The organism is Caenibius tardaugens NBRC 16725, assembly GCF_003860345.1.
Classification (GTDB): domain Bacteria; phylum Pseudomonadota; class Alphaproteobacteria; order Sphingomonadales; family Sphingomonadaceae; genus Caenibius; species Caenibius tardaugens.
The window spans coordinates 4,055,337-4,079,888 of the sequence record NZ_CP034179.1; the positions used below are offsets into that span (position 1 = coordinate 4,055,337).

General features: G+C 58.7%; 23 protein-coding genes. 13 read left to right on the plus strand and 10 right to left on the minus strand.

Annotation, left to right across the window (positions count from 1 at the left end):
* Window positions 1-24 precede the first annotated feature (24 nt).
* Window positions 25-2,688, plus strand: a complete 2,664-nt coding sequence (gene ppdK, locus EGO55_RS19170) for a pyruvate, phosphate dikinase (protein ID WP_021690512.1) — start codon at window positions 25-27, stop codon at window positions 2,686-2,688.
* 56 nt (window positions 2,689-2,744) lie between these two features.
* On the opposite strand, the gene EGO55_RS19175 is transcribed toward ppdK, so the two are convergent.
* Entirely contained in the window at window positions 2,745-3,524 is a 780-nt protein-coding gene (locus EGO55_RS19175) for a methyltransferase domain-containing protein (protein WP_040716131.1), read from the minus strand.
* A gap of 75 nt (window positions 3,525-3,599) precedes the next feature.
* Here EGO55_RS19175 and EGO55_RS21325 point away from each other — a divergent pair, with 75 nt between their 5' ends.
* The 4 genes from EGO55_RS21325 (at window position 3,600) to EGO55_RS19195 (ending at window position 7,487) form a co-directional block, all read left to right on the plus strand.
* Window positions 3,600-4,349: a ComF family protein gene (locus EGO55_RS21325; protein WP_040716047.1), complete on the plus strand. Its 750-nt coding sequence runs from the start codon at window positions 3,600-3,602 to the stop codon at window positions 4,347-4,349.
* Between the two features lie 416 nt (window positions 4,350-4,765).
* Window positions 4,766-5,098 (plus strand): phosphoribosyl-AMP cyclohydrolase, encoded by a 333-nt coding sequence (gene hisI, locus EGO55_RS19185; protein ID WP_021690509.1) that lies wholly within the window; start codon window positions 4,766-4,768, stop codon window positions 5,096-5,098.
* 80 nt (window positions 5,099-5,178) lie between these two features.
* Window positions 5,179-6,984, plus strand: a complete 1,806-nt coding sequence (locus EGO55_RS19190) for an acyl-CoA dehydrogenase C-terminal domain-containing protein (RefSeq protein ID WP_021690508.1) — start codon at window positions 5,179-5,181, stop codon at window positions 6,982-6,984.
* Window positions 6,985-7,208: 224 nt separating this feature from the next.
* Entirely contained in the window at window positions 7,209-7,487 is a 279-nt protein-coding gene (locus tag EGO55_RS19195; protein WP_021690507.1) for a hypothetical protein, read from the plus strand.
* Between the two features lie 38 nt (window positions 7,488-7,525).
* Here EGO55_RS19195 and EGO55_RS19200 read toward each other — a convergent pair whose 3' ends face one another.
* The 5 genes from EGO55_RS19200 to tyrS form a co-directional block, all read right to left on the minus strand.
* On the minus strand, window positions 7,526-8,251 hold the full coding sequence (locus EGO55_RS19200) for a dienelactone hydrolase family protein (RefSeq protein WP_021690506.1): 726 nt from the start codon (window positions 8,249-8,251) through the stop codon (window positions 7,526-7,528).
* A 5-nt stretch (window positions 8,252-8,256) separates the two neighbouring features.
* Window positions 8,257-9,174, minus strand: a complete 918-nt coding sequence (gene cysK, locus EGO55_RS19205) for a cysteine synthase A (protein ID WP_021690505.1) — start codon at window positions 9,172-9,174, stop codon at window positions 8,257-8,259.
* Window positions 9,171-10,445, minus strand: coding sequence for an MFS transporter (locus EGO55_RS19210; RefSeq protein ID WP_021690504.1), 1,275 nt, complete (start codon window positions 10,443-10,445; stop codon window positions 9,171-9,173). The genes cysK and EGO55_RS19210 overlap by 4 nt, the downstream gene beginning before the upstream one ends.
* 71 nt (window positions 10,446-10,516) lie before the next feature.
* Complete coding sequence (locus EGO55_RS19215) at window positions 10,517-10,822, minus strand: PilZ domain-containing protein (protein ID WP_040716044.1); 306 nt, start codon at window positions 10,820-10,822, stop codon at window positions 10,517-10,519.
* A gap of 121 nt (window positions 10,823-10,943) precedes the next feature.
* A complete protein-coding gene (tyrS, locus tag EGO55_RS19220) occupies window positions 10,944-12,176 on the minus strand; it encodes a tyrosine--tRNA ligase (protein WP_021690502.1) in 1,233 nt (410 codons plus the stop codon).
* 30 nt (window positions 12,177-12,206) lie between these two features.
* On the opposite strand from tyrS, the gene EGO55_RS19225 reads away from it, so the two are divergent.
* Window positions 12,207-12,740 (plus strand): DOMON-like domain-containing protein, encoded by a 534-nt coding sequence (locus tag EGO55_RS19225; RefSeq protein WP_040716042.1) that lies wholly within the window; start codon window positions 12,207-12,209, stop codon window positions 12,738-12,740.
* Window positions 12,737-13,942 (plus strand): exo-beta-N-acetylmuramidase NamZ family protein, encoded by a 1,206-nt coding sequence (locus tag EGO55_RS19230; RefSeq protein WP_021690500.1) that lies wholly within the window; start codon window positions 12,737-12,739, stop codon window positions 13,940-13,942. The genes EGO55_RS19225 and EGO55_RS19230 overlap by 4 nt, the downstream gene beginning before the upstream one ends.
* Before the next feature lie 10 nt (window positions 13,943-13,952).
* Here EGO55_RS19230 and EGO55_RS19235 read toward each other — a convergent pair whose 3' ends face one another.
* Both EGO55_RS19235 and EGO55_RS19240 read right to left on the minus strand, forming a co-directional pair.
* The gene (locus EGO55_RS19235; protein ID WP_021690499.1) at window positions 13,953-15,134 is read right to left on the minus strand and encodes a vWA domain-containing protein; all 1,182 of its coding nucleotides are present in this window, start codon (window positions 15,132-15,134) and stop codon (window positions 13,953-13,955) included.
* Between the two features lie 72 nt (window positions 15,135-15,206).
* Entirely contained in the window at window positions 15,207-16,055 is an 849-nt protein-coding gene (locus EGO55_RS19240) for an AAA family ATPase (RefSeq protein WP_021690498.1), read from the minus strand.
* A gap of 425 nt (window positions 16,056-16,480) precedes the next feature.
* Between EGO55_RS19240 and EGO55_RS19245 the strand changes: the two genes are divergently transcribed.
* The 3 genes from EGO55_RS19245 to EGO55_RS19255 all read left to right on the plus strand — a co-directional run bounded on the left by EGO55_RS19245 (window position 16,481) and on the right by EGO55_RS19255 (window position 19,041).
* The gene (locus EGO55_RS19245; protein WP_021690497.1) at window positions 16,481-16,663 is read left to right on the plus strand and encodes a hypothetical protein; all 183 of its coding nucleotides are present in this window, start codon (window positions 16,481-16,483) and stop codon (window positions 16,661-16,663) included.
* Window positions 16,664-16,740: 77 nt separating this feature from the next.
* Window positions 16,741-17,730 carry a TerC family protein gene (locus EGO55_RS19250; RefSeq protein WP_021690496.1) on the plus strand — a complete coding sequence of 330 codons (990 nt, stop codon included), beginning with the start codon at window positions 16,741-16,743 and terminating at the stop codon, window positions 17,728-17,730.
* Between the two features lie 105 nt (window positions 17,731-17,835).
* Window positions 17,836-19,041: a glycosyltransferase family 87 protein gene (locus EGO55_RS19255; RefSeq protein ID WP_021690495.1), complete on the plus strand. Its 1,206-nt coding sequence runs from the start codon at window positions 17,836-17,838 to the stop codon at window positions 19,039-19,041.
* A gap of 8 nt (window positions 19,042-19,049) precedes the next feature.
* On the opposite strand, the gene parE is transcribed toward EGO55_RS19255, so the two are convergent.
* Both parE and EGO55_RS19265 read right to left on the minus strand, forming a co-directional pair.
* Window positions 19,050-21,026 carry a DNA topoisomerase IV subunit B gene (gene parE / locus EGO55_RS19260; protein ID WP_021690494.1) on the minus strand — a complete coding sequence of 659 codons (1,977 nt, stop codon included), beginning with the start codon at window positions 21,024-21,026 and terminating at the stop codon, window positions 19,050-19,052.
* An 87-nt stretch (window positions 21,027-21,113) separates the two neighbouring features.
* Window positions 21,114-22,253, minus strand: coding sequence for a penicillin-binding protein activator (locus EGO55_RS19265; RefSeq protein ID WP_021690493.1), 1,140 nt, complete (start codon window positions 22,251-22,253; stop codon window positions 21,114-21,116).
* A 37-nt stretch (window positions 22,254-22,290) separates the two neighbouring features.
* Here EGO55_RS19265 and rsmI point away from each other — a divergent pair, with 37 nt between their 5' ends.
* The 3 genes from rsmI to gshB all read left to right on the plus strand — a co-directional run bounded on the left by rsmI (window position 22,291) and on the right by gshB (window position 24,534).
* On the plus strand, window positions 22,291-23,130 hold the full coding sequence (gene rsmI / locus EGO55_RS19270; protein WP_210766764.1) for a 16S rRNA (cytidine(1402)-2'-O)-methyltransferase: 840 nt from the start codon (window positions 22,291-22,293) through the stop codon (window positions 23,128-23,130).
* The gene (locus tag EGO55_RS19275) at window positions 23,127-23,477 is read left to right on the plus strand and encodes a YraN family protein (RefSeq protein ID WP_021690491.1); all 351 of its coding nucleotides are present in this window, start codon (window positions 23,127-23,129) and stop codon (window positions 23,475-23,477) included. The genes rsmI and EGO55_RS19275 overlap by 4 nt, the downstream gene beginning before the upstream one ends.
* Window positions 23,478-23,583: 106 nt before the next feature.
* The gene (gshB, locus tag EGO55_RS19280; RefSeq protein WP_021690490.1) at window positions 23,584-24,534 is read left to right on the plus strand and encodes a glutathione synthase; all 951 of its coding nucleotides are present in this window, start codon (window positions 23,584-23,586) and stop codon (window positions 24,532-24,534) included.
* Window positions 24,535-24,552: the final 18 nt, after the last annotated feature.

A 24,552-nucleotide genomic window follows, 5' to 3' on the forward strand; every position in this document is an offset into this window, starting at 1 on the left:
TTGGACAGGAACTGGCAGCTCGAGATGAACAAGTCGGTCTACACATTCGGTGGTGGCGCAAACAACAACGACGATGCCCGTTCGCGGGACAAGACGATTGTTGGCGGCAAAGGTGCGAACCTGGCGGAAATGGCCGGAATCGGCCTGCCGGTACCTCCGGGTTTCACAATCACGACAGAAGAATGCGTATCCTATCTGGCGGGCGGTTCGGACTTTTCGGCTGAACTGCGTGCGGATGTTGCGACTGCGCTGACACATATCGAAAGCGCTGTGGGCAAGAGCTTCGGCAATAACGCCGATCCCCTGCTGGTTTCGGTACGTTCGGGCGCGCGGGTTTCCATGCCCGGCATGATGGATACCGTGCTCAATCTCGGCCTGAATGACGAGACGGTGAAAGGGCTTGCCGCCACCTCGGGTGACGAACGCTTTGCCTGGGATTCCTACCGCCGGTTCATCCAGATGTATTCCGACGTGGTGCTTGGTCTCGATCACGGTGCGTTTGAGGAAGCGCTTGAAATCGCCAAGGAAGACAAGGGCTACTTCTCCGACACCGAAATGGATGCGGGGGACTGGAAAGCGCTGGTCGCCGAATACGAAACCATCGTCGAACGCGAACTGGGCCGCCCGTTCCCGCAAGACGTGACGGAACAGTTGTGGGGCGCGATTGCGGCTGTGTTCGACAGCTGGGATTCGGACCGCGCCAAAGTCTATCGCCGTCTCAACGATATCCCCGGTGATTGGGGTACTGCCGTCAATGTGCAGGCGATGGTGTTCGGTAATATGGGTGAAACCAGCGCCACCGGCGTAGCGTTCACGCGCGATCCGGCTACCGGCGAACGGGCCTATTTCGGTGAATGGCTTGTCAATGCGCAGGGCGAAGATGTGGTCGCCGGTATTCGCACGCCGCAATACCTGACGAAGAAGGCCCGCGAAACGGCCAATGCTAAGCCGTTGAGCATGGAAGAAGCCATGCCGGTGGCCTATGGCGAGCTGGCTGCCGTGTTTGAACTGCTCGAAAAGCATTACAAGGATATGCAGGACATCGAGTTCACCGTGGAACGCGGCAAACTGTGGATGTTGCAGACTCGTTCGGGCAAGCGCACGGCCAAAGCCGCGCTGAAAATGGCCGTCGACATGGTGGCGGAAGGGCTGATCGATGAAGCCACCGCGATCCGTCGGGTCGATCCGATGGCGCTTGATCAGTTGCTTCACCCCACGCTCGATCCCAAGGCTCCGCGCGATATCCTGACCAAAGGTCTGCCCGCATCACCGGGCGCAGCCGCCGGTGCCATCGTGCTGGATGCCGACACGGCCGAACGCCGCGCCGAACGTGGCGAGGCGGTTATTCTGGTGCGCGTCGAAACCAGCCCGGAAGATATTCACGGCATGCATGCGGCCAAGGGCATTCTGACCGCGCGTGGCGGCATGACCAGCCACGCAGCCGTGGTCGCCCGTGGTATGGGCCGTCCGTGCGTTTCCGGCGCATCGGCGGTGCATATCGATCTTGCCGCGCGAACGTTGCGGATCGGCAATCGCGATCTGAAAGAAGGCGATCTGATCACGCTCGACGGGGCAACCGGCGATGTGATGGCCGGTGAAGTGCCGACGATCGAACCGGAACTGGTCGGCGATTTCGGTACGCTGATGACTTGGGCTGATAAGCATCGTCGCATGAAAGTGCGGACCAATGCGGAAACGCCGGCGGATTGCCAGATGGCGCGGCAGTTCGGCGCGGAAGGTATCGGCCTGTGTCGGACCGAGCACATGTTCTTCGATGAAGCCCGGATCACTGCGGTTCGTCAGATGATCCTCGCCGACAACGAGGCAGGTCGTCGCGAAGCACTGACCAAATTGCTGCCCGAACAGCGGCAGGATTTTCACAAGATCTTCGAGGTCATGACCGGTCTGCCGGTTACGATTCGCCTGCTCGATCCTCCGCTTCACGAATTCCTGCCGCATGGCGATGCCGAGTTTGAGGAAGTGGCGCAGGCATCCGGTTACGGTGTGGAACATCTCCGGCGTCGTGCCGCCGAATTGCACGAATTCAACCCGATGCTGGGCCATCGCGGATGTCGTCTCGGGGTGACTTATCCCGAAATCTACGAGATGCAGGCGCGGGCCATTTTTGAGGCCGCGTGCGATGTCGCCGGACAGGGTGAGGCGATCGTGCCGGAAATCATGGTCCCGCTGGTGGGCAGCAAGCGCGAACTCGATATCCTGAAGGACCTGATCGATCGTGTCGCTGCGGAAGTGTTCGCAGAGAAGGGGCGTACGCTGGATTATATCGTCGGTACCATGATCGAATTGCCGCGTGCAGCGCTGATGGCCGGAGAAATTGCCGAATCGGGTGCGTTCTTCTCGTTCGGCACCAACGATCTCACGCAGACCACGCTGGGTGTGAGCCGCGATGATTCCGCGCGTTTCCTTGCGCAGTACGTCGAAAAGGGCATCTATCAGCGCGATCCGTTCGTCAGTCTGGATATCGAAGGAGTGGGGCAACTGGTTTCGCTGGCTGCGGAACGTGGCCGTGCCACGCGCCCCGATATCAAATTGGGCATTTGCGGCGAACATGGCGGGGACCCGGCCAGCATTGCGTTCTGCGAGACGGTCGGCCTCGATTACGTCAGCGCATCGCCTTATCGCGTGCCGATTGCACGCCTTGCCGCTGCGCAGGCTGCACTGGGTTGATTAAAGATAATCCGGCACGTCGGGATTGACGTGCCGGATTGGTCTTTCTGATAATATCAGGAACGCCAACCGCTTAAGGTTAATATCTCGAATATTTCGGAAGTACGGCCATCCGCGTCGGCGGCCGCGCTGAAATGGGTGCGGGCCACTTCCTGCATCGCTTTGGTAAGCGGCGGAGCGTGGGATGACAGCACGTTACCCATGCCTTGGGCCCGCAAATCCTCGACCAGGCGATCGAGCGTCCTGTACCGCACGGTGAGCGAGCGGCTGTCCACGACCGGTCTGGCCCAGCCCGCACGTTGGAGAAGCTGCCCGCCGGCACGAACGTCCACCGCAGGATGGATGCGCGCGGCGGGGCGATCACCGTCGGCAGCCAGCATGGCTTCCCTGAGTCGTGGCAGGCTGCCCGCACCGACGAAGCTGGCGATCGCGAGGCCGCCCGGGTTCAAGGCATTGCGCATATGCACTAAGGCGCCCGGCAGGTCGTTGATGGTGTCCAATGTACCAAGGCTGATCACGCAATCGAAGGTACCAAAAGGGTAGGGACTTTCTTCGTCCAGAGGCAGTTCACCGGGGCCAGGGGCGCTGTCTGCGCGGGTTACTGCACATTTCCGCTCTGCCAGTGCGCTTGCCAGACGTCCCGTGAAATCTCCAATCAGCAGAGCATTTTGCGGTTCGTGTCGCAGGAAATCGAGCCTGTCGAGCACATCTTCGATCATGTCGTCCTGGATGAAACGCGCTGCATCGGGCGGGGTTTGAAGCAAGCGCATTCTGGCACGCGCCCTGTGGCGACGCTTGGGCGAGAAGATACGAGGTGGGGCTGGGCTGTGGGCCATAGACTTCCCCTGCCGTGCCTGCAGGTCCCGCGCAAGCATCTTGCAGTGCTGCCGGGCAAAGCTCATGACCAAACGATGGGGTGGTTTCTTCAACGCATTGCCGTGGTGCTCGCACCTGTGGTCGATCTCGTTTTCCCCCCGCGCTGTCCGCTGTGTGGTGCGGGGCTTGCTGCACAAGATGGCCTGTGCAGCGCATGTTGGTCCGATCTCACGATTCCCGGGGAGCCATGTTGCAGCCAGTGCCAGCGGCCTTTCCCGTCACACGTCACCATGCAGAACGGACTCTGTGCACCGTGCCTGGCCATGCCCCCGCAGCATGACGGTATTGCGGCGGCCACCTTGTACAACGATGCATCGCGCCAGTTGGTGTTGGCTTTCAAGCACGGGCGTAAGATCGCGCTTGCCCCGATGATGGCGAAACAGATCGCTGCTAGATTGCCGCAATCGGATGATCACTGGCTGGTCGTTCCGGTGCCTTTGCACCGGGTGCGTTTGTGGCGGCGTGGTTTTAATCAATCGGCGCTGCTGGCGCGCGAGATTGCAGGGATTCGCGGCGGCGAGCTGATCGTCGATGCGCTGGTACGCAAGAAGCGGACGCCGTCATTGGGGGGGCTCGGGCGCAAAGCCCGAATTCGTGCATTAACAGGAGCGATTGGCACAGCGTCGCAGTGGCGCGGCCGACTTCAAGGCTCCTGCATAGTGCTGGTAGATGATGTGCTCACCAGTGGCGCGACAAGCGATGCTTGTGTCGCGGCATTGAAGCGGGCGGGAGCAAAAAAGGTGATTGTGGCGTGTTTTGCACGCGTTGCCGACGAATCAGTGTGATCGGGAAAGGGATGTGTAGGCCCAAAACGAAGATGCCCGGAACGCTGGGTTCCGGGCATCCGCGTGACGAATAACATTGGACTTTTGAAAACCACCCCCCGAGTGGCCCCGTCTGTCCGATCCCTCATTCTGTGGCGCGCCTCGTATGATCGGGCTGCTGCCTTAACCCCCTGTACCTTGGCGCCTGGTCAGCGCGCCAGTTCGGCGGACGGCCCTCCAAAGACCGCGAATGCTGTTTTCCATCAAAGGGCGTTCTACGGAAGTATGTTCCGCTTGTTTCATGGATTTTGCCAACCATCTGTGGTTATCCTGCAACAAGGTGACCCGTGAACTACGGGCGATGATTTGCGGTAAAGGAAATTCTCATTTCAAATGTTTCGGACAAGTCGCACGATCGTGAACAAGGCACGGAGTTTATGCCGAAGTTCGACGCCAACGGCCTGCTGACCGGAGTCGCGGTGGACATTGCCGGCGGGGAAGTGCTGATGGTTGCGTATCTGAATGAAGAAGCACTGGCCAAGACACAGGAAACCGGATTCGCACACTTCTATTCGCGTTCCCGCGGCAAGCTGTGGATGAAGGGCGAAACGTCGGGGCACGTGCTCCGTGTGCAGGAAATTCTCGTCGATTGCGATCAGGATGCAATTGTCATGAAAGTCGTGCCCGAAGGGCCTGCCTGTCATACGGGTGCGCCGAATTGTTTCTATCGCAAGCTTGAGAACGGCCGTTTGCTGCCGCGATCGCAATAATTAAACGCTATTGTTTATTTTGTGGGGATGTTGTTGGCAGAGAGCCAAGAGTTCCTGAATGATTCAGAGGAAGGATTACCATGCCGAGCTATATCGCACCGGTCCGGGATACGCGTTTCGTTATCAATGAAGTGATTGATCTGTCTTCGTATTCGGATCTTCCCGGGTTTGAATCGGTAACACCTGACCTTATTGATACCCTGGTTGAGGAAGCAGGCCGGTTCGCCAGTGAAGTGCTGGCTCCTCTGAACACAGTCGGGGACAGGGATGGCTGTACCCGCCATCCTGATGGCACAGTCACCACCGCACCGGGTTTCAAGGAAGCCTATGCACAGTTCCAGCAGGCGGGCTGGGGCTCGATATCCCTGCCTGCAGCATTCGGCGGGCAAGGACTGCCACATACACTTGGCTTCGTTGTCGAGGAGTTTCTCGACGGGGCCAATATAGCGTTCGGTCTGTATCCCGGTCTGGCCGTGGGCGCGGTTTCGGCCCTTGCCGCTGCCGGCACGGATGAGCAGAAGCAAACTTATCTGCCCAAACTTGTTTCGGGCGAGTGGCTGGGCACCATGAATTTGACCGAGGCCCATGCAGGCACGGATCTGGGTTTGTTGCGCGCGAAGGCTGAGCCGCAGGCAGATGGTTCCTACGCCATTTCAGGCACCAAAATTTTCATTTCGTCCGGCGAACACGACCTGACCGAAAACATCATTCACCTCGTTCTGGCGAAGACCCCTAATGCGCTGGAAGGAAGCAAGGGTATTTCCCTGTTCGTGGTTCCCAAATTTCTGGTCAATGACGATGGCTCGCTGGGTGCGCGCAACACGCTGTCATGCGGAGCAATCGAGCACAAGATGGGCCTTAATGGCAGTGCGACTTGCGTCATGAATTACGATAACGCCAAAGGATGGCTGGTCGGTGAGGAAAATCGCGGGCTGGCGGCAATGTTCGTGATGATGAATGCAGCGCGTCTGGCCGTTGGCATTCAGGGGCTGGGCGTGGCCGAAGCCGCCTATCAGAATGGCACTAATTACGCGCGCGAACGCCGTCAGGGTAGAGCGTTGACCGGGCCAGCCGAACCGAACGAGAAGGCAGACCCGATTATTGTTCATCCTGATGTGCGACGCATGCTCATGAATGCGAAAGCGCTGACGGAAGGGCTGCGTGCATTGGCATTGTGGTCTGGCGTGCTGGTCGATCTGGCGCACAAGGCGAAAACCCCGGAAGCCCGGCAGGAAGCCGATGACCTGCTGGGCCTGCTGACGCCGGTGGTGAAGGGCTATACGACAGAAAAGGCGTTCGCGACTGCTGTGAACATGCAGCAGGTCTATGGTGGGCACGGGTACATCAAGGAATGGGGCATGGAACAGTTCGTTCGCGATGCGCGCATTCCGATGATCTATGAAGGCACGAACGGTGTGCAGGCGATGGACTTGTGCGGACGCAAGCTGCCGAAAGATGGCGGGCGGGCGATACAGGCATTCTTCAAGCTTGTGGATGACGAAATCGCCGCGGCGCAGGATGACCCGCAACTGGCCGAAATTGCTACGCGACTGGGCAAGGCGTTGGGTGAACAGAAGGCCGCGACGATGTGGTTCCTTCAGAACGCGATGACAAACCCTGACAATCTCGGTGCCGGTGCGTTCAATTACCTCGAACTGATGGGCATCGTATCCGTGGGCCTGATGTGGCTGCGGATGGCGAAGGTGGCGTCACGCAAGTTGGCTGCAGGTGACGGCGACAAGGCCTTCTACGAGGCGAAACTCACCACGGCCCGTTATTTTGCAGAACGGATGACCCCTGAAGCAGGTGCATTACGCCGCACGATCGAGGCAGGCAGCGCTGCGATGATGGCGCTTCCGGCAGAGGCATTTGGCACTTCGGGTTAATGTGATCTTCCATTGAAAACGATTCGTCCGCATGTTGCCGCGTTAAGGCAATATGCGGACGGACGGGTTTTACGCCTGCTCCGTGAAGCGGCACGTGCTTGCGATGGGCTGCGACGGAAAGGAATCCTGGCCGACGGACCATGCCAATCGTCGCAAGAGGGTGGCTATCGTGTCTCAAGGTGCCGACTCTGATCGGAACAGGGGTGGCACGAGAGGAGGCGTGAATGCCCCGAATTACGACATTGCATCTGGTCAGGGCGGTGACGGCGCTGGTCTTGTCCTTCGCCGCAGTAACCGGGTCAGTCCACGCTCAGAATGCTGTCGAAACAACCAGCCCGACGCCTCCGCCGCCGTCTGTCGATACCGATAAGGATGGCCAGCCGGACGCCTGGGATCGGGATGCGAATGGGGTAGCCGATGCCTGGGATGCCGATGGCGACGGCACACCTGACACCTTCGATGACGATGGCGATGGCAAGCCGGATCAAAAGCCCACGCGATAAAGCATCACACAAGAACCGTTACGGATCGCGTTGGGGGATCAACCCGTCGGCTGTTGCTCCCCGAACACTTCATCGAACAACGATAGCATTGCGGCCCAGCTTTGCCGGTCCGCGCTGGCGTTGTAGGCAAACATATCCGACCCGCGAGTGTCGCTGGCGGGGTCAGTGAAGTTATGTTTCACGCCTGCGTAGCTGTGGAAATGCCACCGGGCCGCTGCGGTATCCATTTCGTCCCAGAATGCCAGGACATGGGGGCGTGGGGCGAGCGGATCCGCATCGCCATGACACACCAGAATGCGGGGCCTGATCGCGCCCGCTTTCGCCGGTCGTGCTGTTTGCAGCAATCCGTGGAAGCTGACCACCACGTCCAGATTTACGCCATCGCGCGCGAGTTCTAGAACAGACGTACCACCCATGCAGTATCCGATCGCGCCGAGGGGAAGACCTGTCGCATCGGGCAGGGCATGCAGCGCCTCCACTGCGAGGCGCAAACGTGTGCGATAATAATCGAGGTCCGTGCGCAAAGCATTGGCGAGCGCAACTGCCGCATCGAAATCCGCAGCCGGTTGCCCATAAAAATCGGCGATGAACGCCAGATAGCCCGCGGCGGCGAGATCGCGCGCGGATTTCTCGATCCGGGGCGAACCGTTGATCACTGTCGGGAAAATGACGATGGCGGCACGGGGCGTGCTGACGGGGCGTGCCAGACGGCCCGTCAGCACGATGTCTCCATGGTGGTATGCGATTGTTTCCAGATCGCTCACCCCGGTTACTCCGGAAGGAAATCCGGAACGGAAAGGTATCGCTCACCCGTGTCGTAGTTGAAGCCGAGAATACGTGAACCTGGCTCGAGATCGGGCAGTTTACTGGCAATAGCCGCAAGGGTGGCGCCGGAACTGATCCCGACGAGCAAACCTTCTTCGCGAGCCGAACGGCGCGCCATTTCCTTGGCATCTTCGGCGCTGACCAGAATGGCGCCGTCAATCGCCTGCGTATGCAGGTTGCCCGGGATGAAGCCTGCGCCGATTCCCTGAATGGGATGAGGCCCCGGTTGCCCGCCCGATATGACCGGCGACAGTGCGGGTTCGACGGCATAGGCTTTCATGTCGTTCCAACGGGCTTTCAACACTTCTGCGCACCCCGTAAGATGGCCGCCTGTGCCAACGCCGCTGACCAAAACGTCAATCGGGGTGTCGCCAAAATCTGCGAGGATTTCCTGTGCGGTCGTCTGTGCGTGAACGGTCACATTGGCCGGGTTCTCGAACTGCTGGGGCATCCATGCCCCGGGTGTGCTGGAGACCAGTTCCTGTGCCCGCTCCAGCGCGCCCTTCATGCCTTTCTCGCGCGGGGTCAGATCGAATGTTGCGCCATAGGCGAGCATAAGCCGCCGGCGTTCGATCGACATGCTTTCCGGCATGACCAGAACCAGTTTGTAACCTTTGACCGCCGCGACCATGGCGAGGCCGATCCCGGTGTTGCCGGAAGTCGGTTCGATAATTGTCCCGCCGGGTTTCAGGCTACCGTCAGCCTCCGCCGTTTCGATCATGGCAAGCGCAATGCGGTCCTTGATCGATCCACCCGGGTTGGACCGTTCCGATTTTATCCAGACCTCATGATCGGGGAAAAGCCGGGAAAGGCGAACGTGCGGGGTCTGGCCAATCGTGGCGAGAATATTTTCGGCTTTCATGTCACTCTTCCCTTGTCGTGATCGTGATATTGCGTGTCGAATGTTTTGGCCCGTCGGATTTCCGGGAATAACCATGCCCACAACGCCGTAACAATTATCGCACCTGCCCCGCCAATGACAACCGCGCCGACGCTTCCCAGTGCGGCGGCGAATACGCCGGCTCGCATTTCCCCCAGTTCGTTGGATGCGGACACCGCAAGGCCGGAGATGGAGGATACCCGGCCGCGCATCGAATCGGGGGTGTGCAGTTGCACCAATGTGCTGCGGATAAATACGGAAACCATGTCCGCCGCGCCAAGTATGAACAGCATGACCAGCGACAGGCCGAGATTGGTCGAATATCCGAAACCGATTGTTGCCGCACCGAAGATGACAACGGCCCACAACATCTTGGTTCCCACGTTGTACTCAACAGGGCGGAACGACAGCCAGAGGGCGACGAGAGCTGCGCCAAGGGCCGGGGCGCCGCGCATAATGCCTAACCCTTCGGCCCCGACTTTCAGGATGTCGCGCGCGTAAACGGGCAGCAGAGCGGTTGCGCCGCCGAGCAAAACGGCAAACAGATCCAGTGTGACGCACCCCAACAGAAAGCGTTGCTTCACAGTGAACGTGAACCCTTCCGCCATCAGCTTCAACGGATGCAGATTTGCGCCATCGGCAGGCGGGTAGACCGGTTTGATGCAATAGGTGAGCAGCGCGGAACCAAGCAGCAGGGCAAATGACAGAAAGTAGGGCAGGGATTCTGACAAGCCGAACAGCAGGCCACCCACTGCGGGCCCGATCACGGTTGCAGCCTGCCATGCCATTGAACTGAGTGCGATCGCTTGCGGGAGCAGGCGTGGCGGCACGATATTGGGGGCAATGGCGGTAAGCGCCGGACCGGTAAAGATGCGCGCAGCCCCGTGTGCGGCAGCGATAGTGAACAGGATCGGGAGGTTCAACGCATCGAACAATGTCAGCAGGGCGAGCGCGATGGCGCTGAAGCTGTCCAGCAGATTGGCACAGATGGCGACCTTGCGCCGTTCGAACCGGTCCGCCGCCCAGCCGGCCACCGGGGCAAGCAGGAATAACGGAATGAATTGTACAAGCCCCAGAAAGCCCAGTTGCAGGGCGGCCTGTGCCTTATCCATGCCATAGTCGGAACGGGCGATGTCATAGGTCTGGTACCCGATCAGGACCACCATCGACAGCGTCGAAAAAACCGCAAGAAAACGCGCAAGCCAGAACAAACGGTAATCCGGGATCTGGAGCGGGGAGTTAGGCTCTTTCACAGATCGCCCATGACAGGCACCGCAACACTTGCCAAGCAATTGAAGCTTTACCGCGCAGCACGAGACCTATTTTAGCGTGCGCGGCGCAAATTCGGGTTGGGCTGGGTCTGTTCGACCAGTCGACTGTAATCGTCGGAACGCAGCAGGCGCTCAAACTGGAACCCGGCGCGGTTGTCCTTGGTCCACATGCAATAGGCTTCAATGCGCCCGACGACGGGAAGCCGCAGAAGCACCCGATCGCCGCGGTTGAGCGTTTCCGCATTGTCGATCATGAAGCCCTGAACCGAAATGTTGACGACATGCAGCAGGATATCACCGCGTTCGCGATGTTCGACGATGGTCTTCAACTCCACCGGATGGCGTCCGGCCCGACGCATGTCGGGTACAGATAGTTGCGCTCCTCCAGCCACTGTTCGTCATGCCTCCTTGCACTGCGTAAGAAAGGCATATGTCAGGAATTGGCTGAAAAATGGTAAACTGCGTTCAATCAAGATTTATCTAGGCCGGGCGCAACACACCGTGCTTCTTCTTGCCTGAAGATATACGGATTTCTGCGCCTCCGGAGATGATGTGCGCTTCATCGGTGACAGATTCACCGTTAAGTTTCGCGCCGCCACCCGCGATAAGCCGTTTTGCTTCGCCACGGCTCGCCGCAAATCCGATACCGACCAGCGCATCAATTAAACCAATGCCTTCTGCGGGCAGCGGAAATTCCGGAAGCTCGGCACCGACACCGCCTCCACTGAACGTGGCGGCGGCGGTCGCTTCGGCAGCCTGGGCTGCTTCTTCGCCGCGACAAAGCTTCGTCGCCTCATTTGCAAGTGCGATCTTGGCGGCGTTGATTTCACTGCCTTCCAGAGCGGAAAGGCGTGCGATTTCTTCCACCGACAGGTCAGTAAAGAGGCGCAGCCGTACGGCGACGTCAGCATCGGCTGTGTTGCGCCAGAATTGCCAGTAATCGTAATTGGAAAGCTGATCTTCGTTCAGCCAGACCGCACCGCCCACCGTCTTGCCCATTTTGGTGCCATCCGCGTTGGTGAGCAAAGGCGTGGTGAGCCCGAAGACCTGGGTGCCATCGACACGGCGCGCCAGTTCCACGCCGTTGACGATATTGCCCCACTGATCGGAACCGCCCATTTGCAAACGGCATTCCGCGCGACGCGAGAGTTCCAGAAAATCGTAGGCCTGGAGAATCATGTAATTGAATTCCAGGAAGCTCAGCGATTGTTCCCGATCGAGACGTAGCTTCACGGAATCGAAGCTCAACATCCGGTTAACCGAGAAATGTTGTCCGATGTCGCGCAGGAAGGGAATATATTCGAGCTTGTCGAGCCATTCGGCATTATCGACCATGATCGCATCATTGGGTCCATCGCCAAACGTCAGGAAGCGTTCGAACACCCGACGGATGGACGCGACGTTTTCAGCGATGATTTCGGTGGTCAGCAGCTTGCGTGCTTCATCCTTGAAGCTCGGATCGCCGATCTTGCCCGTGCCGCCACCCATGACCACGATGGGTTTGTGGCCGGCGCGTTGCAACTGGCGCAGCATCATGATCGATACCAGATGCCCCACGTGAAGCGATGGCGCTGTGGGATCAAAGCCGATATAGCCCGGCACGATCTGCCGCTGGGCAAGGGCATCCAGGCCCTCAGCATCGGTGAGCTGGTGGATATAGCCACGTTCCTCAAGTAGGCGCAGCAGAGTCGATTGATATGTGGCGCTCGTCATCGGGCGGGCGCCTAGCACGGAGAAACCCGCTTGGGAACGCATAGGCTGATTTGCCATCCGGATACGCCATCATTGGCCGTTCTGGGAATTAACGTGACACTGGTGGAGGACGACAATGATCGGCTGCTGCTTCGCTGGCGGGTGGATGGCGGTTCGGCCCTGTCGTTACCGGCCTATTCTGGATCGGGCAGGGCGGAGGAGCTGTGGACGACCACCTGCTTCGAGATGTTTGTGCAGGGGGATGACAGGGCCTACGTCGAATACAATTTTTCGCCGTCGCAACGTTGGGCGGCCTATCGGTTCCCGACCTATCGTGATGGGCGCAGCGATGAAGGCCTGTCCGATCCCCCCGTGATCGATCATCAGCAGGGCGACCGCTTCTTCGTGATGACCGTGAAATTGCCCAGACCAGTGGACGAAAATCTCCGGATAGGGTTGAGCGCGGTGATTGAGGAAGAGGGCGGTGTGAAGAGTTACTGGGCGTTGGCCCATCCCGATGGCGAACCTGATTTCCATGATCCGGCTTGCTTCATCGCAGCGCTTCCGGCACCGGTACGATCATGAAATTCGGCATTGATCGCCTGCTGGCAGACCCGGAACTCCGCAAACCACTTATCGGCAAACGCGTGGCGTTGGTTGCCCATCCCGCATCCGTAACGGAAGGTCTGGTGCATTCTCTGGATGCACTTGCCGAATGTCCCGATATCACCCTTGCGGCCGCCTTCGGGCCGCAGCATGGGCTGAAAGGCGACAAGCAGGACAATATGGTCGAGACGGCTGATGAACGGGATCCGGTTTACGGTATCCCGGTTTTCAGCCTTTATGGGGAAGTGCGCCGTCCCAGCCCGGCGATGATGGATACGGCGGATGTGTTCCTGTTTGATTTGCAGGATCTCGGTTGCCGTATCTACACGTTCGTGACCACGCTGCTCTATATGCTGGAAGCGGCCGCAGCACAGGGCAAGAGTGTCTGGGTGCTGGACCGCCCGAACCCGGCAGGCAGGCAGGTAGAAGGAACCGTGCTTCTGCCGGGGCAGGAAAGTTTCGTCGGGGCAGGGCCGATGGTCATGCGGCACGGGCTCACGCTGGGCGAAATGGGCTACTGGTTCATCGATCACTTCAAGCTGGATGTGGATTATCGCGTGATTGCGATGGATGGATGGCAGCCCGATAGTGCCAACGGGTTTGGCTGGCCGGAAAGCCGCATCTGGATCAATCCAAGCCCCAATGCCGCCAATCTCAACATGGCGCGTGCCTATGCGGGGACCGTGATGCTGGAAGGCACCACGCTGAGCGAAGGCCGCGGCACGACGCGCCCGCTGGAAGTGTTGTTCGGTGCGCCAGATATCGATGCCGGTAAAGTTCTGCCGGAGATGCAACGCATTGCGCCCGAATGGCTGGCCGGTTGCGCCGTTCGGCCCTGTTGGTTCGAGCCGACATTCCACAAACATCAGGGCAGATTATGCAGCGCTCTGATGATCCATGCGGAAGGGCGTTTTTACGATCATCAGGCGTTCCGCCCCTGGCGATTGCAGGCACTGGCGTTCAAGGCCATCCGCGCGCTCTATCCCGATTACCCGATCTGGCGCGATTTCCCTTACGAGTATGAATTTGATCGGCTCGCCATTGATGTGATCAACGGTGGACCGGCGCTGCGCGAATGGGTGGATAACAGCCAATCGGCGCCGGGCGATCTGGATCGCGTGGCCGGTGCCGATGAAGGCCGCTGGGCGGAAGAGATCGCGCCTTTCCTGCTCTATCCGTAATCGGCCCTATTCAGTGCTTCTTGCGCGTAAGTTCGCGCATTGCGCTGTCGAGGCCATCCAGGCTCAACGGATACATCCGGTCGCCGAACAGTTGCCGGATGATCGTGGTGGACTGGCTATAGCTCCAGTAATCCGGCTGCACAGGATTGAGCCAGACGGTTGCGGGATAGGTATGCAAGACCCGCTCCAGCCAGACGGCACCGGCTTCCTCGTTCATATGTTCGACGGAACCGCCGGGATAGCTGATCTCGTAAGGGCTCATCGCCGCGTCACCGACAAAGATCACTTTGTAGTCATGACCGTACTTGTGAAGAATATCCCAGGTCGATGTGCGTTCCTGCCAACGCCGGTGGTTGTTCTGCCATACGCCCTCGTAAAGGCAGTTGTGGAAGTAGAAGAACTCGAGATTCTTGAACTCGGTGGTTGCTGCGCTGAACAGTTCTTCCACCAGTCTGATATAGGGGTCCATTGATCCCCCGACATCGAGAAACAGCAAGACTTTCACAGCATTATGCCGTTCCGGGCGCATGTGAATGTCGAGATAGCCCTGCCGTGCGGTACCACGGATGGTGGCGTCGAGATCAAGCTCGTCCGCAGCACCTTCGCGCGCAAACCGGCGCAGGCGGCGCAGTGCAACCTTGATGTTACGGGTACCCAGTTCACGCGTGTTGTCGAGATTGGCAAACTCGCGCTTTTCCCAAACCTTTATCGCGCGTTTGTGCCGGCTTTCCCCGCCAATGCGAACGCCTTCGGGATTGTAACCGGAATTGCCGAAAGGGCTGGTCCCCCCGGTGCCGATCCATTTGTTTCCGCCCTGATGGCGGCCTTGCTGTTCCTCCAGCCGCTTCTTCAGGGTTTCCATGATCTCGTCCCAACTGCCGAGGGCTTCGATCTTTTCCATTTCTTCCGGGCTCAGGAATTTTTCCGCGACCGCCTTCAGCCATTCTTCCGGAATATCGACGGGTTGCTGGCCGTAATCGCTGAAAATCCCCTTGAAGACCTTCTGAAAAACTTGATCGAAGCGATCAAGAAGGCCTTCATCTTTCACGTAAATTGATCGGGAAAGGTAATAGAATGCCTCCGGCGTCTGCTCGATCACGTTGCGATCCAGCGCTTCCAGCAGAACGAGATGTTCCTTCAGGCTGGCCTTGATGCCCGCGGATCGCAGTTCATCGAGAAAGTTCAGAAACAAGGCTTATTCCTTTGATCCGGCCGGAACGATGGTAGCTGGTGCCAAAGCTGGCCCGCACTGGCGATGAGGCCCCTAACGCTCCCGACGTGCCATGAAGGCGAGACGTTCGAACATCATGATATCCTGTTCGTTCTTGAGCAGCGCGCCATGCAGAGGCGGGATCGCCTTGGTCGGATCACGATTTTGCAGGACATCGAGCGGCATATCCTCGACCAGCAGCAGCTTCAGCCAATCGAGCAGTTCCGATGTGCTGGGCTTTTTCTTGAGACCAGGCACCTCACGCAGTTCATAGAACATTTCCATGGCCTTGGTAACGAGCTGCTTCTGTATCCCGGGGAAGTGCACTTCCACGATTTCGCGCATCGTGTCGGGATCGGGGAATTTGATGTAGTGGAAGAAGCAGCGCCGCAGAAACGCGTCCGGCAGTTCTTTCTCGTTGTTCGACGTGATGACGACGATCGGGCGCTCCTTCGCCTCAATCCGCTCCTGCGTTTCGTAAACGTCGAAGCTCATGCGATCGAGTTCCTGCAACAGATCGTTGGGGAATTCGATATCTGCCTTGTCGATTTCGTCGATCAACAGAACAGGAAGGCGTTCCGCGGTGAAGGCTTCCCAGAGCTTGCCCTTCTTGATGTAATTGCGGATGTCGTGCACCCGTTCTTCACCCAGTTGTCCATCGCGCAAACGGGCCACGGCATCGTATTCATAGAGCCCTTGCTGGGCTTTGGTCGTGCTTTTCACGTTCCATTCGATCAGCGGGGCATCGATGGCTTTCGAAATCTCGTGCGCAAGAACGGTCTTGCCCGTGCCCGGCTCCCCTTTAACGAGAAGCGGACGGCGCAATGTCACCGCCGCGTTTACCGCAACCTTGAGATCGTCGGTTGCAACGTAATTCCGGGTTCCCTCGAAACGTGTTGTCATGCGCAAAGCATCCTTATCAGTCCGGACGAGATCTGGCGCGCCGGAACGCCTGTCATTTTTACGAATCGCACCCGTTTACCGCAAAGAAAATGGGCCGGTCACACCGATGCCATGGCAGGACAATCAGCATACGCCAAGCGGTGCCGGCAAACTGCGGGCAGGGCAGAGAATCTGCCCATTTCGCGTCGATGCAACTTTGTTACAAAATGCCCTGTTTGCAATTGGATGCAAGGATACCTATACTGAATTTGCGGACCGGGCCCCTCTGGCGCGGCATGCTGGCCCAAATGGGCAGCCTGTCACGTGATGTCGGACCGCATCGGATGATGCCGATGTCTGGGTCCGGGTTTCCCCTCCTCCTTCCCTGATTCTGGCTCGGCACATCCGATCGAACGTACATCTCGTTTCGATAGGGAGCATACGCTATGCCCGATTTTGTTTATCGCCTGATGGAACGGCACCAGAAACTCGACGCGTTGCTGCGCCACGCCCAAATGCGCAAAATTCCGAACGCGTTTGAGATTTTGCGTATCAAAACGCTGAAGCAGGAAAACGGAAAACGCCTCAATACCCTGTTGGGATGGCATGGTGAGCAGGCGATCTGCTGACCCGTTGATACTATCGCCGGTGCCATTCAAGTGGCGCCGGCTCATTGCATTCACCCGAACGAGCAAGGCGCGTTTTCATGGAATTCCTGTTTCAAGACTGGCTGGGAACCCCAGTCTGGTTCTGGGCGGCATTTGTCGCCATCGTGCTCGCACTGACCGCATTCGATCTTGGCGTCCTGCACAAGGACGACAAGGAAATGGGCGTGCGGGAATCACTGGGTCTGTCCGTTTTCTACATTTCGATCGCCCTGATATTCGGGCTTTGGGTGTGGTACGCCAAAGGGGCAGACCTTGGCATGAAGTACTACACCGGCTTTTTCATCGAGAAGGCGCTGTCCATCGACAATGTCTTCATCATATCGCTGATATTCGGCTTTTTCGCTATTCCGCGGCAGTATCAATATCGCGCGCTGCTATGGGGTATTCTCGCGGTTATCGTTCTGCGCGGCATCATGATCGCAGCAGGCGCTGCACTGGTTCAGGAATTCTACTGGACGCTGTACATCTTTGCGGCATTCCTGATCATAACCGGCCTGCGCATGCTCTGGACAGCGGATCACGAGCCCGATCTTGCCAATAACAAGGCGATCCGCTGGCTGTCACGCCATATGCGTGTGACCAAGGAACATCACGGCCGCCACTTTCTGGTGAAGGAAAAGGATGAACGCACGGGGAAGCTGGTGACGGCGGCAACGCCCCTGTTTCTGGCGCTGATCGTCATCAATATTGCGGATCTGGTGTTCGCGGTGGACTCGGTCCCGGCAATTTTTGCGATCACCACGGACACCTTCATCGTCTACACGTCGAACATCATGGCTATCCTTGGCCTGCGCGCCCTGTACTTCGCGCTCGCAGCGATGATTCACCGCTTCGATTACCTGAAGTACGCTCTCGCGCTGGTGCTGGTGTTCATTGGCTCGAAGATATTCATCGGGGATTTTCTGACCGAAAGCGGCAAGGTGCACCCCGGTATCAGTCTCGGCGTGACATTTGGGCTTATTGCAGGCGGTGTCCTCTGGTCCTTGTGGAAGACACGCGAAGGAGGAGAGGCAGCGCAGAACGTTTGATCTGACGCTATTCTGCTATCGGCATCGATCGCAGAACACCTGTCCACTGTCGTGTTTTAACATGCCAATGGACAGGTGACTGCGTTCGGGGCAGATGTCGGGCCTATGGGGATCGATTTCTTTCAAAATGCCGATTGGCTGAACAGAGAACGGATTCGCCGCTATCTTGCCATCTTCGCTGCACTCAATGTGGGCACTCTGGCGTTGCTGGTCGCCACGGCGCATGATGGTATCGATCGGAACGGTTTTTTAATCGGGTCGGATTTTCTCAGTTTCTGGACCGTCGGGCATATGTTGTTGGGCCAAAATCCAGCAGCGGTATACAATACGGTGGCCCATGTTCTGGCGCAGCGTGAGTTTTACGTACAAGAGGGCACCTATACGGCATTTTTTTACCCGCCATCATTCCTGCTCTTCTGCTATCCATTCGGATTTCTATCCTATTTTCCGGCATTGATCACCTGGATCGGTGCAACCGGTCTGGCATGGTTGTGGACGGTGAGGCAGTGGCTCAAGGTGTTCTCACTCACACCGTCAGTTTGGTTGCTGGCACTGGCATTTCCCCCGTCACTCATCACCATTACGCATGGACAGACATCGTTCCTGATCGCGGCCTTGCTGGGCTACGGAACCTTAAAGGTGCGCGAACGGCCTGCGATCGCGGGTATATGTTTCGGACTGGCAACGATAAAGCCACAGTTCGGGGTCTTGATTCCTCTTGTTCTGGTGTTGACGGGAGAATGGCGTGTCATCCTCGTCGCCGGGGCGACGGCGATTGCCATGGCCCTCGCGGCAGCTTTGGCATTCGGCCCTGAAACCTGGCTCGCCTGGATGGCTATCAGCGAAAATGCACAAGCTGCAATGACCAATGGGGCGGTCGGGTTCGCCAAAATGCAAAGCCCGCTCGCAGCGGCACGTCTGCTCGGCATGCCGGTGACCGTGGCGTATGCTGCCCAGATTGTGATCGTTGGAGGAGTGGTTCTTGCCCTTGTCAGGGCGTGTTGGCAGCAGACATATAACCTATCGCTGGGTGCCGCGATGCTTGCAGGCGCACCTCTGACGACTCCGTTTGTCCTGGATTATGATCTGACAATACTTGTTTTCCCTTTGATCGCCCTAGCGGCCAATCCGACCCATAGGCCGTGGGAGAAGATCATTATCGCGGCCGCCTTCGCGGCTCCGGCGTTTTCCCGGCCTCTGGCGATTTACATCGGCATTCCCATTATGCCGCTCGTCCTTATCGCCTTGTTCACAATTGCCGCGCGTCGGGCCATAACAGAGCGGACCAGTATGGCCACAGCGCCGGTTTGATCATTGGATCAGGCGTCGATCAGATCGCGATCGATTTCACCAGCGCGGTTCTGGATGAAGTTGAAACGGTGTTCCGGATTGCGGCCCATCAGTTGATCGACCAGTTCCTTGATCGCCGCGCGTTGTTCAAATTCCGGGGGCAGCGTGATCCGCACAAGGCTGCGGCTGTCAGGAGACATGGTGGTTTCCCGCAATTGCTGCGGGTTCATTTCGCCGAGGCCCTTGAATCGCGCCACTTCGACTTTCTTACCCTTGAACACCGTCTGTTCCAGTTCGTCGCGGTGCGCGTCATCGCGGGCATAGACGCTCTCTTTACCCGCCGTCAGGCGATAGAGTGGCGGTTGGGCGAGAAACAGGTGCCCGCGACGGACAATTTCCGCCATTTCCTGGAAGAAGAACGTCATGAGCAATGTGGCGATATGGGCTCCATCGACATCGGCGTCAGTCATGATGATGATGCGATCATACCGCAGGTTTTCAGGATCGCAGTCCTTGCGGACACCGCACCCCAGAGCGAGAGTGAGATCAGCGATTTCCTGATTGGCGCGAATTTTGTCGGCGCTGGCTGAGGCAACGTTAAGGATTTTGCCACGGATTGGCAGAATTGCCTGTGTCTTGCGGTTGCGCGCCATCTTGGCGCTGCCACCGGCGGAATCGCCTTCGACGATGAACAGTTCCGATTCACCGTCCCCTTCGCCGGAACAGTCCGTCAATTTGCCGGGCAGGCGCAGTTTCTTGGCGTTGGTCGCGGTCTTGCGTTTGACCTCACGTTCCGCCTTTCGGCGCAGACGTTCGTCCATTCGCTCCATGACTTGCCCAAGCAAGGCCTTGCCGCGTTCCATGTTGTCCGCAAGGAAGTGGTCGAAATGATCGCGCACGGCATTTTCAACCAGTCGTGCCGCCTCGGGGGAGGTCAGGCGGTCTTTCGTCTGGCTCTGGAACTGAGGTTCGCGGATGAACACGGACAGCATGACTTCCGCACCGGTCATCACATCGTCTGCAGAGATTTCCTTGGCCTTTTTCTGCCCGACGAGTTCGCCGAAACCGCGCAGTCCCTTCGCCAGAGCTGCGCGCACACCCTGTTCGTGGGTGCCGCCGTCCGGTGTGGGCACCGTGTTGCAGTACCAACTGGTGGCGCCATCCGACCACAGCGGCCAGGCGATGGCCCATTCTACGCGGCCCTGCTCGTCAGCAAAATCCTGTCTTCCAGAAAAGGGCTGGGCGGTCACGCATTCGCGATCACCAATCTGTTCGGACAAATGATCTGCGAGGCCGCCGGGGAACTGGAATACCGCTTCGGCCGGGACATCATCGGATGTGAGGCTGGGGGCACATTTCCAGCGGATTTCCACGCCGGCGAATAGATAGGCCTTGGACCGCGTCAGCCGAAACAGACGGGACGGCTTGAACTGCCGATCGCCAAAAATCTCCGGATCGGGCGTAAAGGCCACCGTTGTGCCACGCCGGTTGGGGGTTGCGCCAAGTTTCTGCAGTGGGCCCTGCGTGATGCCGCGCGCGAATTCCTGCGCGTAAAGCTGCCGGTCACGGGCCACCTCGACGCGGGTATGTACCGACAGGGCGTTGACAACGCTGACGCCAACGCCGTGCAAGCCGCCCGAGGTGGCATAGGCCTTGCCCGAGAACTTGCCGCCCGAATGCAGCGTGCACAGAATAACTTCGAGTGTGGATTTCCCCGGAAATTTGGGATGTTCATCAACCGGAATACCCCGGCCATTGTCGCTGATGCTGAGCCGATTGCCTTCGCCCAGCGTCACTTCGATACGCGTAGCGTGGCCGGCAACCGCTTCGTCCATCGCATTGTCGAGCACTTCGGCCGCAAGATGATGCAACGCACGTTCATCCGTGCCCCCGATGTACATGCCAGGACGGCGACGGACAGGTTCCAGACCTTCCAGAACCTCAATGGAGGAGGCATCGTAGTCACCACCGCCAGCGGGCAGCTTGTCGAACAGGTCGTCGCTCATAACCTTGGCATACCCCGGAGATTCAGGCGCATTCAAGCGCCCGAAAAAGTTATCGTCAGAGTTAGGGGCAGAACAGGCTGTGCGTGCCTACTCACCGAAACGCGTGGGGGCGGGCGATACCACGCTCACAGTGCCGTTGCCGACCTTGCGCACTTCCATGGCGCGTTCACCAACCCCGCTGGGTAGGAACCGGAACGGCCCGTCCACACCAAGGAAACCACCCTTGTCGAGCAGCTTGGGCGTGGGAAATGCCGTGCCCGGCTTCCATTCGCGCGCCACTTTCAGCGTGAGAAGTACCGCATCATACCCCAGGGTGGAAATGCGATAGGGCTGCGTGCCAAAGCGGCTTTTGTAGCTGGTCGAAAATTGCTTGTAGCGCGTGTCCGAAACGGCGGAGAACAGCGCACCGCGAAGGGCTGTGCTGCCGGTGATGCTGGATTCGCCGCTCCACAATTCGGTCCCGAGAATTTGGGGTTTTTTGGTGAACTGTGCCCCGGCGAGCCCGGAAAGGCGGGCGCCATCGGCGATCAGAACGCTATCGAATCCGCCTTTGCCTTCCAGCCTCTTGGCAGCCTCGACGATTCCGCTGCTGCCACGTTCATATTTTTCTACGGTCATCAGCGAGGCACCCTTGCGCAGTACCGCACCGGAAAGGGCGGTTTCCGCCTGCCTGCCATATTCGCCTTGCGGGACGAGCGCGGCAAATCGGCGGGAGCCTTGCGAATAGGCATATTCAACCGACCGGTCGACCGATTGCCCCGGGATATGGCCCAACAGAAACACATCGCGGGAGGCGGTCGTCACGTCGTTGGAGAAACTGATGAGGGGCACACCTTTGCGGCGGGCGACCTTGACGACAGCATCGGTATCGTCACCCAATAAAGGACCCAGAATCAGGCGATTGCCATCCGCTATGGCCTTGGCTGCCGCACTTTCCGCACCCGTGGCCGTATCATAAGTGGTGATGCGCAGATTGCTGGCGTTGGTGTCCAGCAGCGCCATGGTGGTGGCGTTGGCGATCGATTGGCCGACATTGCCATTTCCGCCGGTCATCGGCACCAGCAAGGCAATGCGATGACGTGCATCATCCGTGGGTAGGGCGGTTTCATCTGGCCTCTGCGGCGGTGGCGGCGCGGTGGGTCCCTTCGGAACAACGGCGCAACCAGCCAGCAACACTGTGGTCAATGCCAGCGTAAAACCACGCCTGTTGAACAGGATACCCTTCATCTCTTGCCGCTCCGTACCTCTATGGTCCAAGAGGCCCATCGTGACAAACGATGAACCCTTACCATCCGGCCTGTATATAGTGGCGACCCCGATTGGCAATCTCGGGGATATCACATTGCGGGCGATCGATGTTCTCAGGCGCTGTGATGCGATTGCCTGCGAGGATACGCGCGTAACCGCAAAGCTGCTGCGCCATCTGTCGCTGCACAAACCGTTGTGGCGCTACGACGATCATAGCAGCGCCGAAGATCGCGACCGGTTGCTGGACGCCATGCGCAGCAAATCCGTGGCGCTTGTTTCCGATGCCGGGACACCGCTGATTTCCGATCCGGGTTATCGGCTTGTTCGTGCTGCACGGGATCAGGGGATCGCCGTGACCAGTTTGCCGGGGCCAAGCGCGGCGATTGTCGGGCTCACGCTGGCAGGGCTTCCCAACGATCGGTTTCTCTTTGCCGGGTTCCTGCCCGTAAAGGAAAAAGCGCGGAACGATATGTTGCTGGAACTCGCCCGTATTCCGGCAACGCTGATTTTTTATGAAAGCGCACAACGCCTGTTGAAGTCGCTTGAAGCCATTGCCACAGCATTGCCGGGCAGGGAGGTCGCCGTCGCCCGGGAACTGACCAAGTTGCACGAGGAATGCCGCACAGGCACGCCTGAGGCCCTGATCGCGCATTATACCAATCACCCGCCCAAGGGCGAAATCGTGCTAATGATCGGGCCCCCCGTCGAAGAAAGTGGCGCCATCGATGTCGACGCGCTGCTGATCGCGGCCATGGAGCACGACAAGCCATCGCAGGCCGCGGGGCAGGTCGCCAAGGCAACCGGGCTGGACCGTAAGGTCCTCTACGCGCGCGCCATGGAACTGAAACCGCGGTGAATCGCGCATCCCGTGAACGGCAAGGCCGAAGAGCGGAAAGTTTCGGCGTGTGGTTTCTTCGTTTTAAAGGATGGCGCATTCTGGATCGCCGTGTGCGCAATGCGCGCGGCGAGGTGGATATTATCGCGCGGCGCGGCAGGGTGGTCGCCTTTGTCGAAGTCAAATGGCGGAATCGCGCGGAGGATCTGGATCTGGCCATTGACAGCTGGCGCCTGCGCCGCGTGGCTGCGGCGGCAGAGGCTCTGGCGCATCGCTATGCCCGGGATGAGGATATTACGCGGATTGACGTTCTGCTGCTTGCGCCACGGCGTTTCCCGCGCCACATCACCAATGCCTGGGTCGCGTAACACCTTGCGCCGGTCCGTAACATCGGTTCCACGATGGACATTCCCGGTGGGCACGCGATGATTACTGCAATCCGGCGATAAACCGGAACTTACGGAGACTGTACAGATGTCCTTGCGCGTTGCGGTCCAGATGGACCCGCTTCATTCCATCAACATCGCCGGCGATTCCACTTTTGCCCTGATGTTGTCCGCGCAGGCACGCGGTTACGAACTGTTTCATTACGATGTCGAGAGCCTCACTCTGGATGAGGATGACCGGCTGTATGCGCTTGCCCATCCGGTCCGCGTGCAGCGGGTTGCGGGCAACCATTTCGAAATGGGCGAACCGCGCCGGCTCGACCTTGGCCGGGATGTAGACGTGGTTCTGATGCGGCAAGATCCGCCGTTCCATATGGGATATATCACGGCAACGCATCTGCTCGAACGGATTGAAGGCGAAACGCTGGTCGTGAACAATCCGGTCAGTGTGCGTAATGCGCCGGAAAAGGTGTTTGTGCTGGATTACCGGCGGTTCATGCCGCCCACGCTGGTCACCCGCAGTGTGGATGAAGTGCGACGGTTCATGGCAAAACACGGCGCCGTTGTGGTCAAGCCGATCCACGGCAATGGGGGCAAGGCGATCTTTCGCGTACCGGAAGGAGGTGACAATCTTTCGGCGCTGTTCGAGGTGTTCAATCTGACCTGGCCCGAACCGCATATGGTGCAGCCCTTCCTTCCCGAAGTCGCGGAAGGCGACAAACGCATCGTCCTGGTTGATGGGGAAGTCGCCGGTGCGATCAACCGCATTCCGGGCGAAGGCGAATTTCGCTCCAATCTCGCTGTTGGTGGCTCTGCTGCGGCCACAACCCTGACCGAGCGCGAACAGGAAATCTGTGCCGCTCTTGGCCCGCAATTGAAACGGCTTGGCCTGATTTTCGTCGGTATCGACGTGATCGGCGGCAAGTGGCTGACGGAAATCAACGTGACCAGCCCAACCGGTATCGTGGCCATTGATCGTTTTAACGGCACGGACACGGCGGCCATGATCTGGGATGCGATCGCCGCACGCGTGGGATAGAGCCTGTTTGGTGCTGCC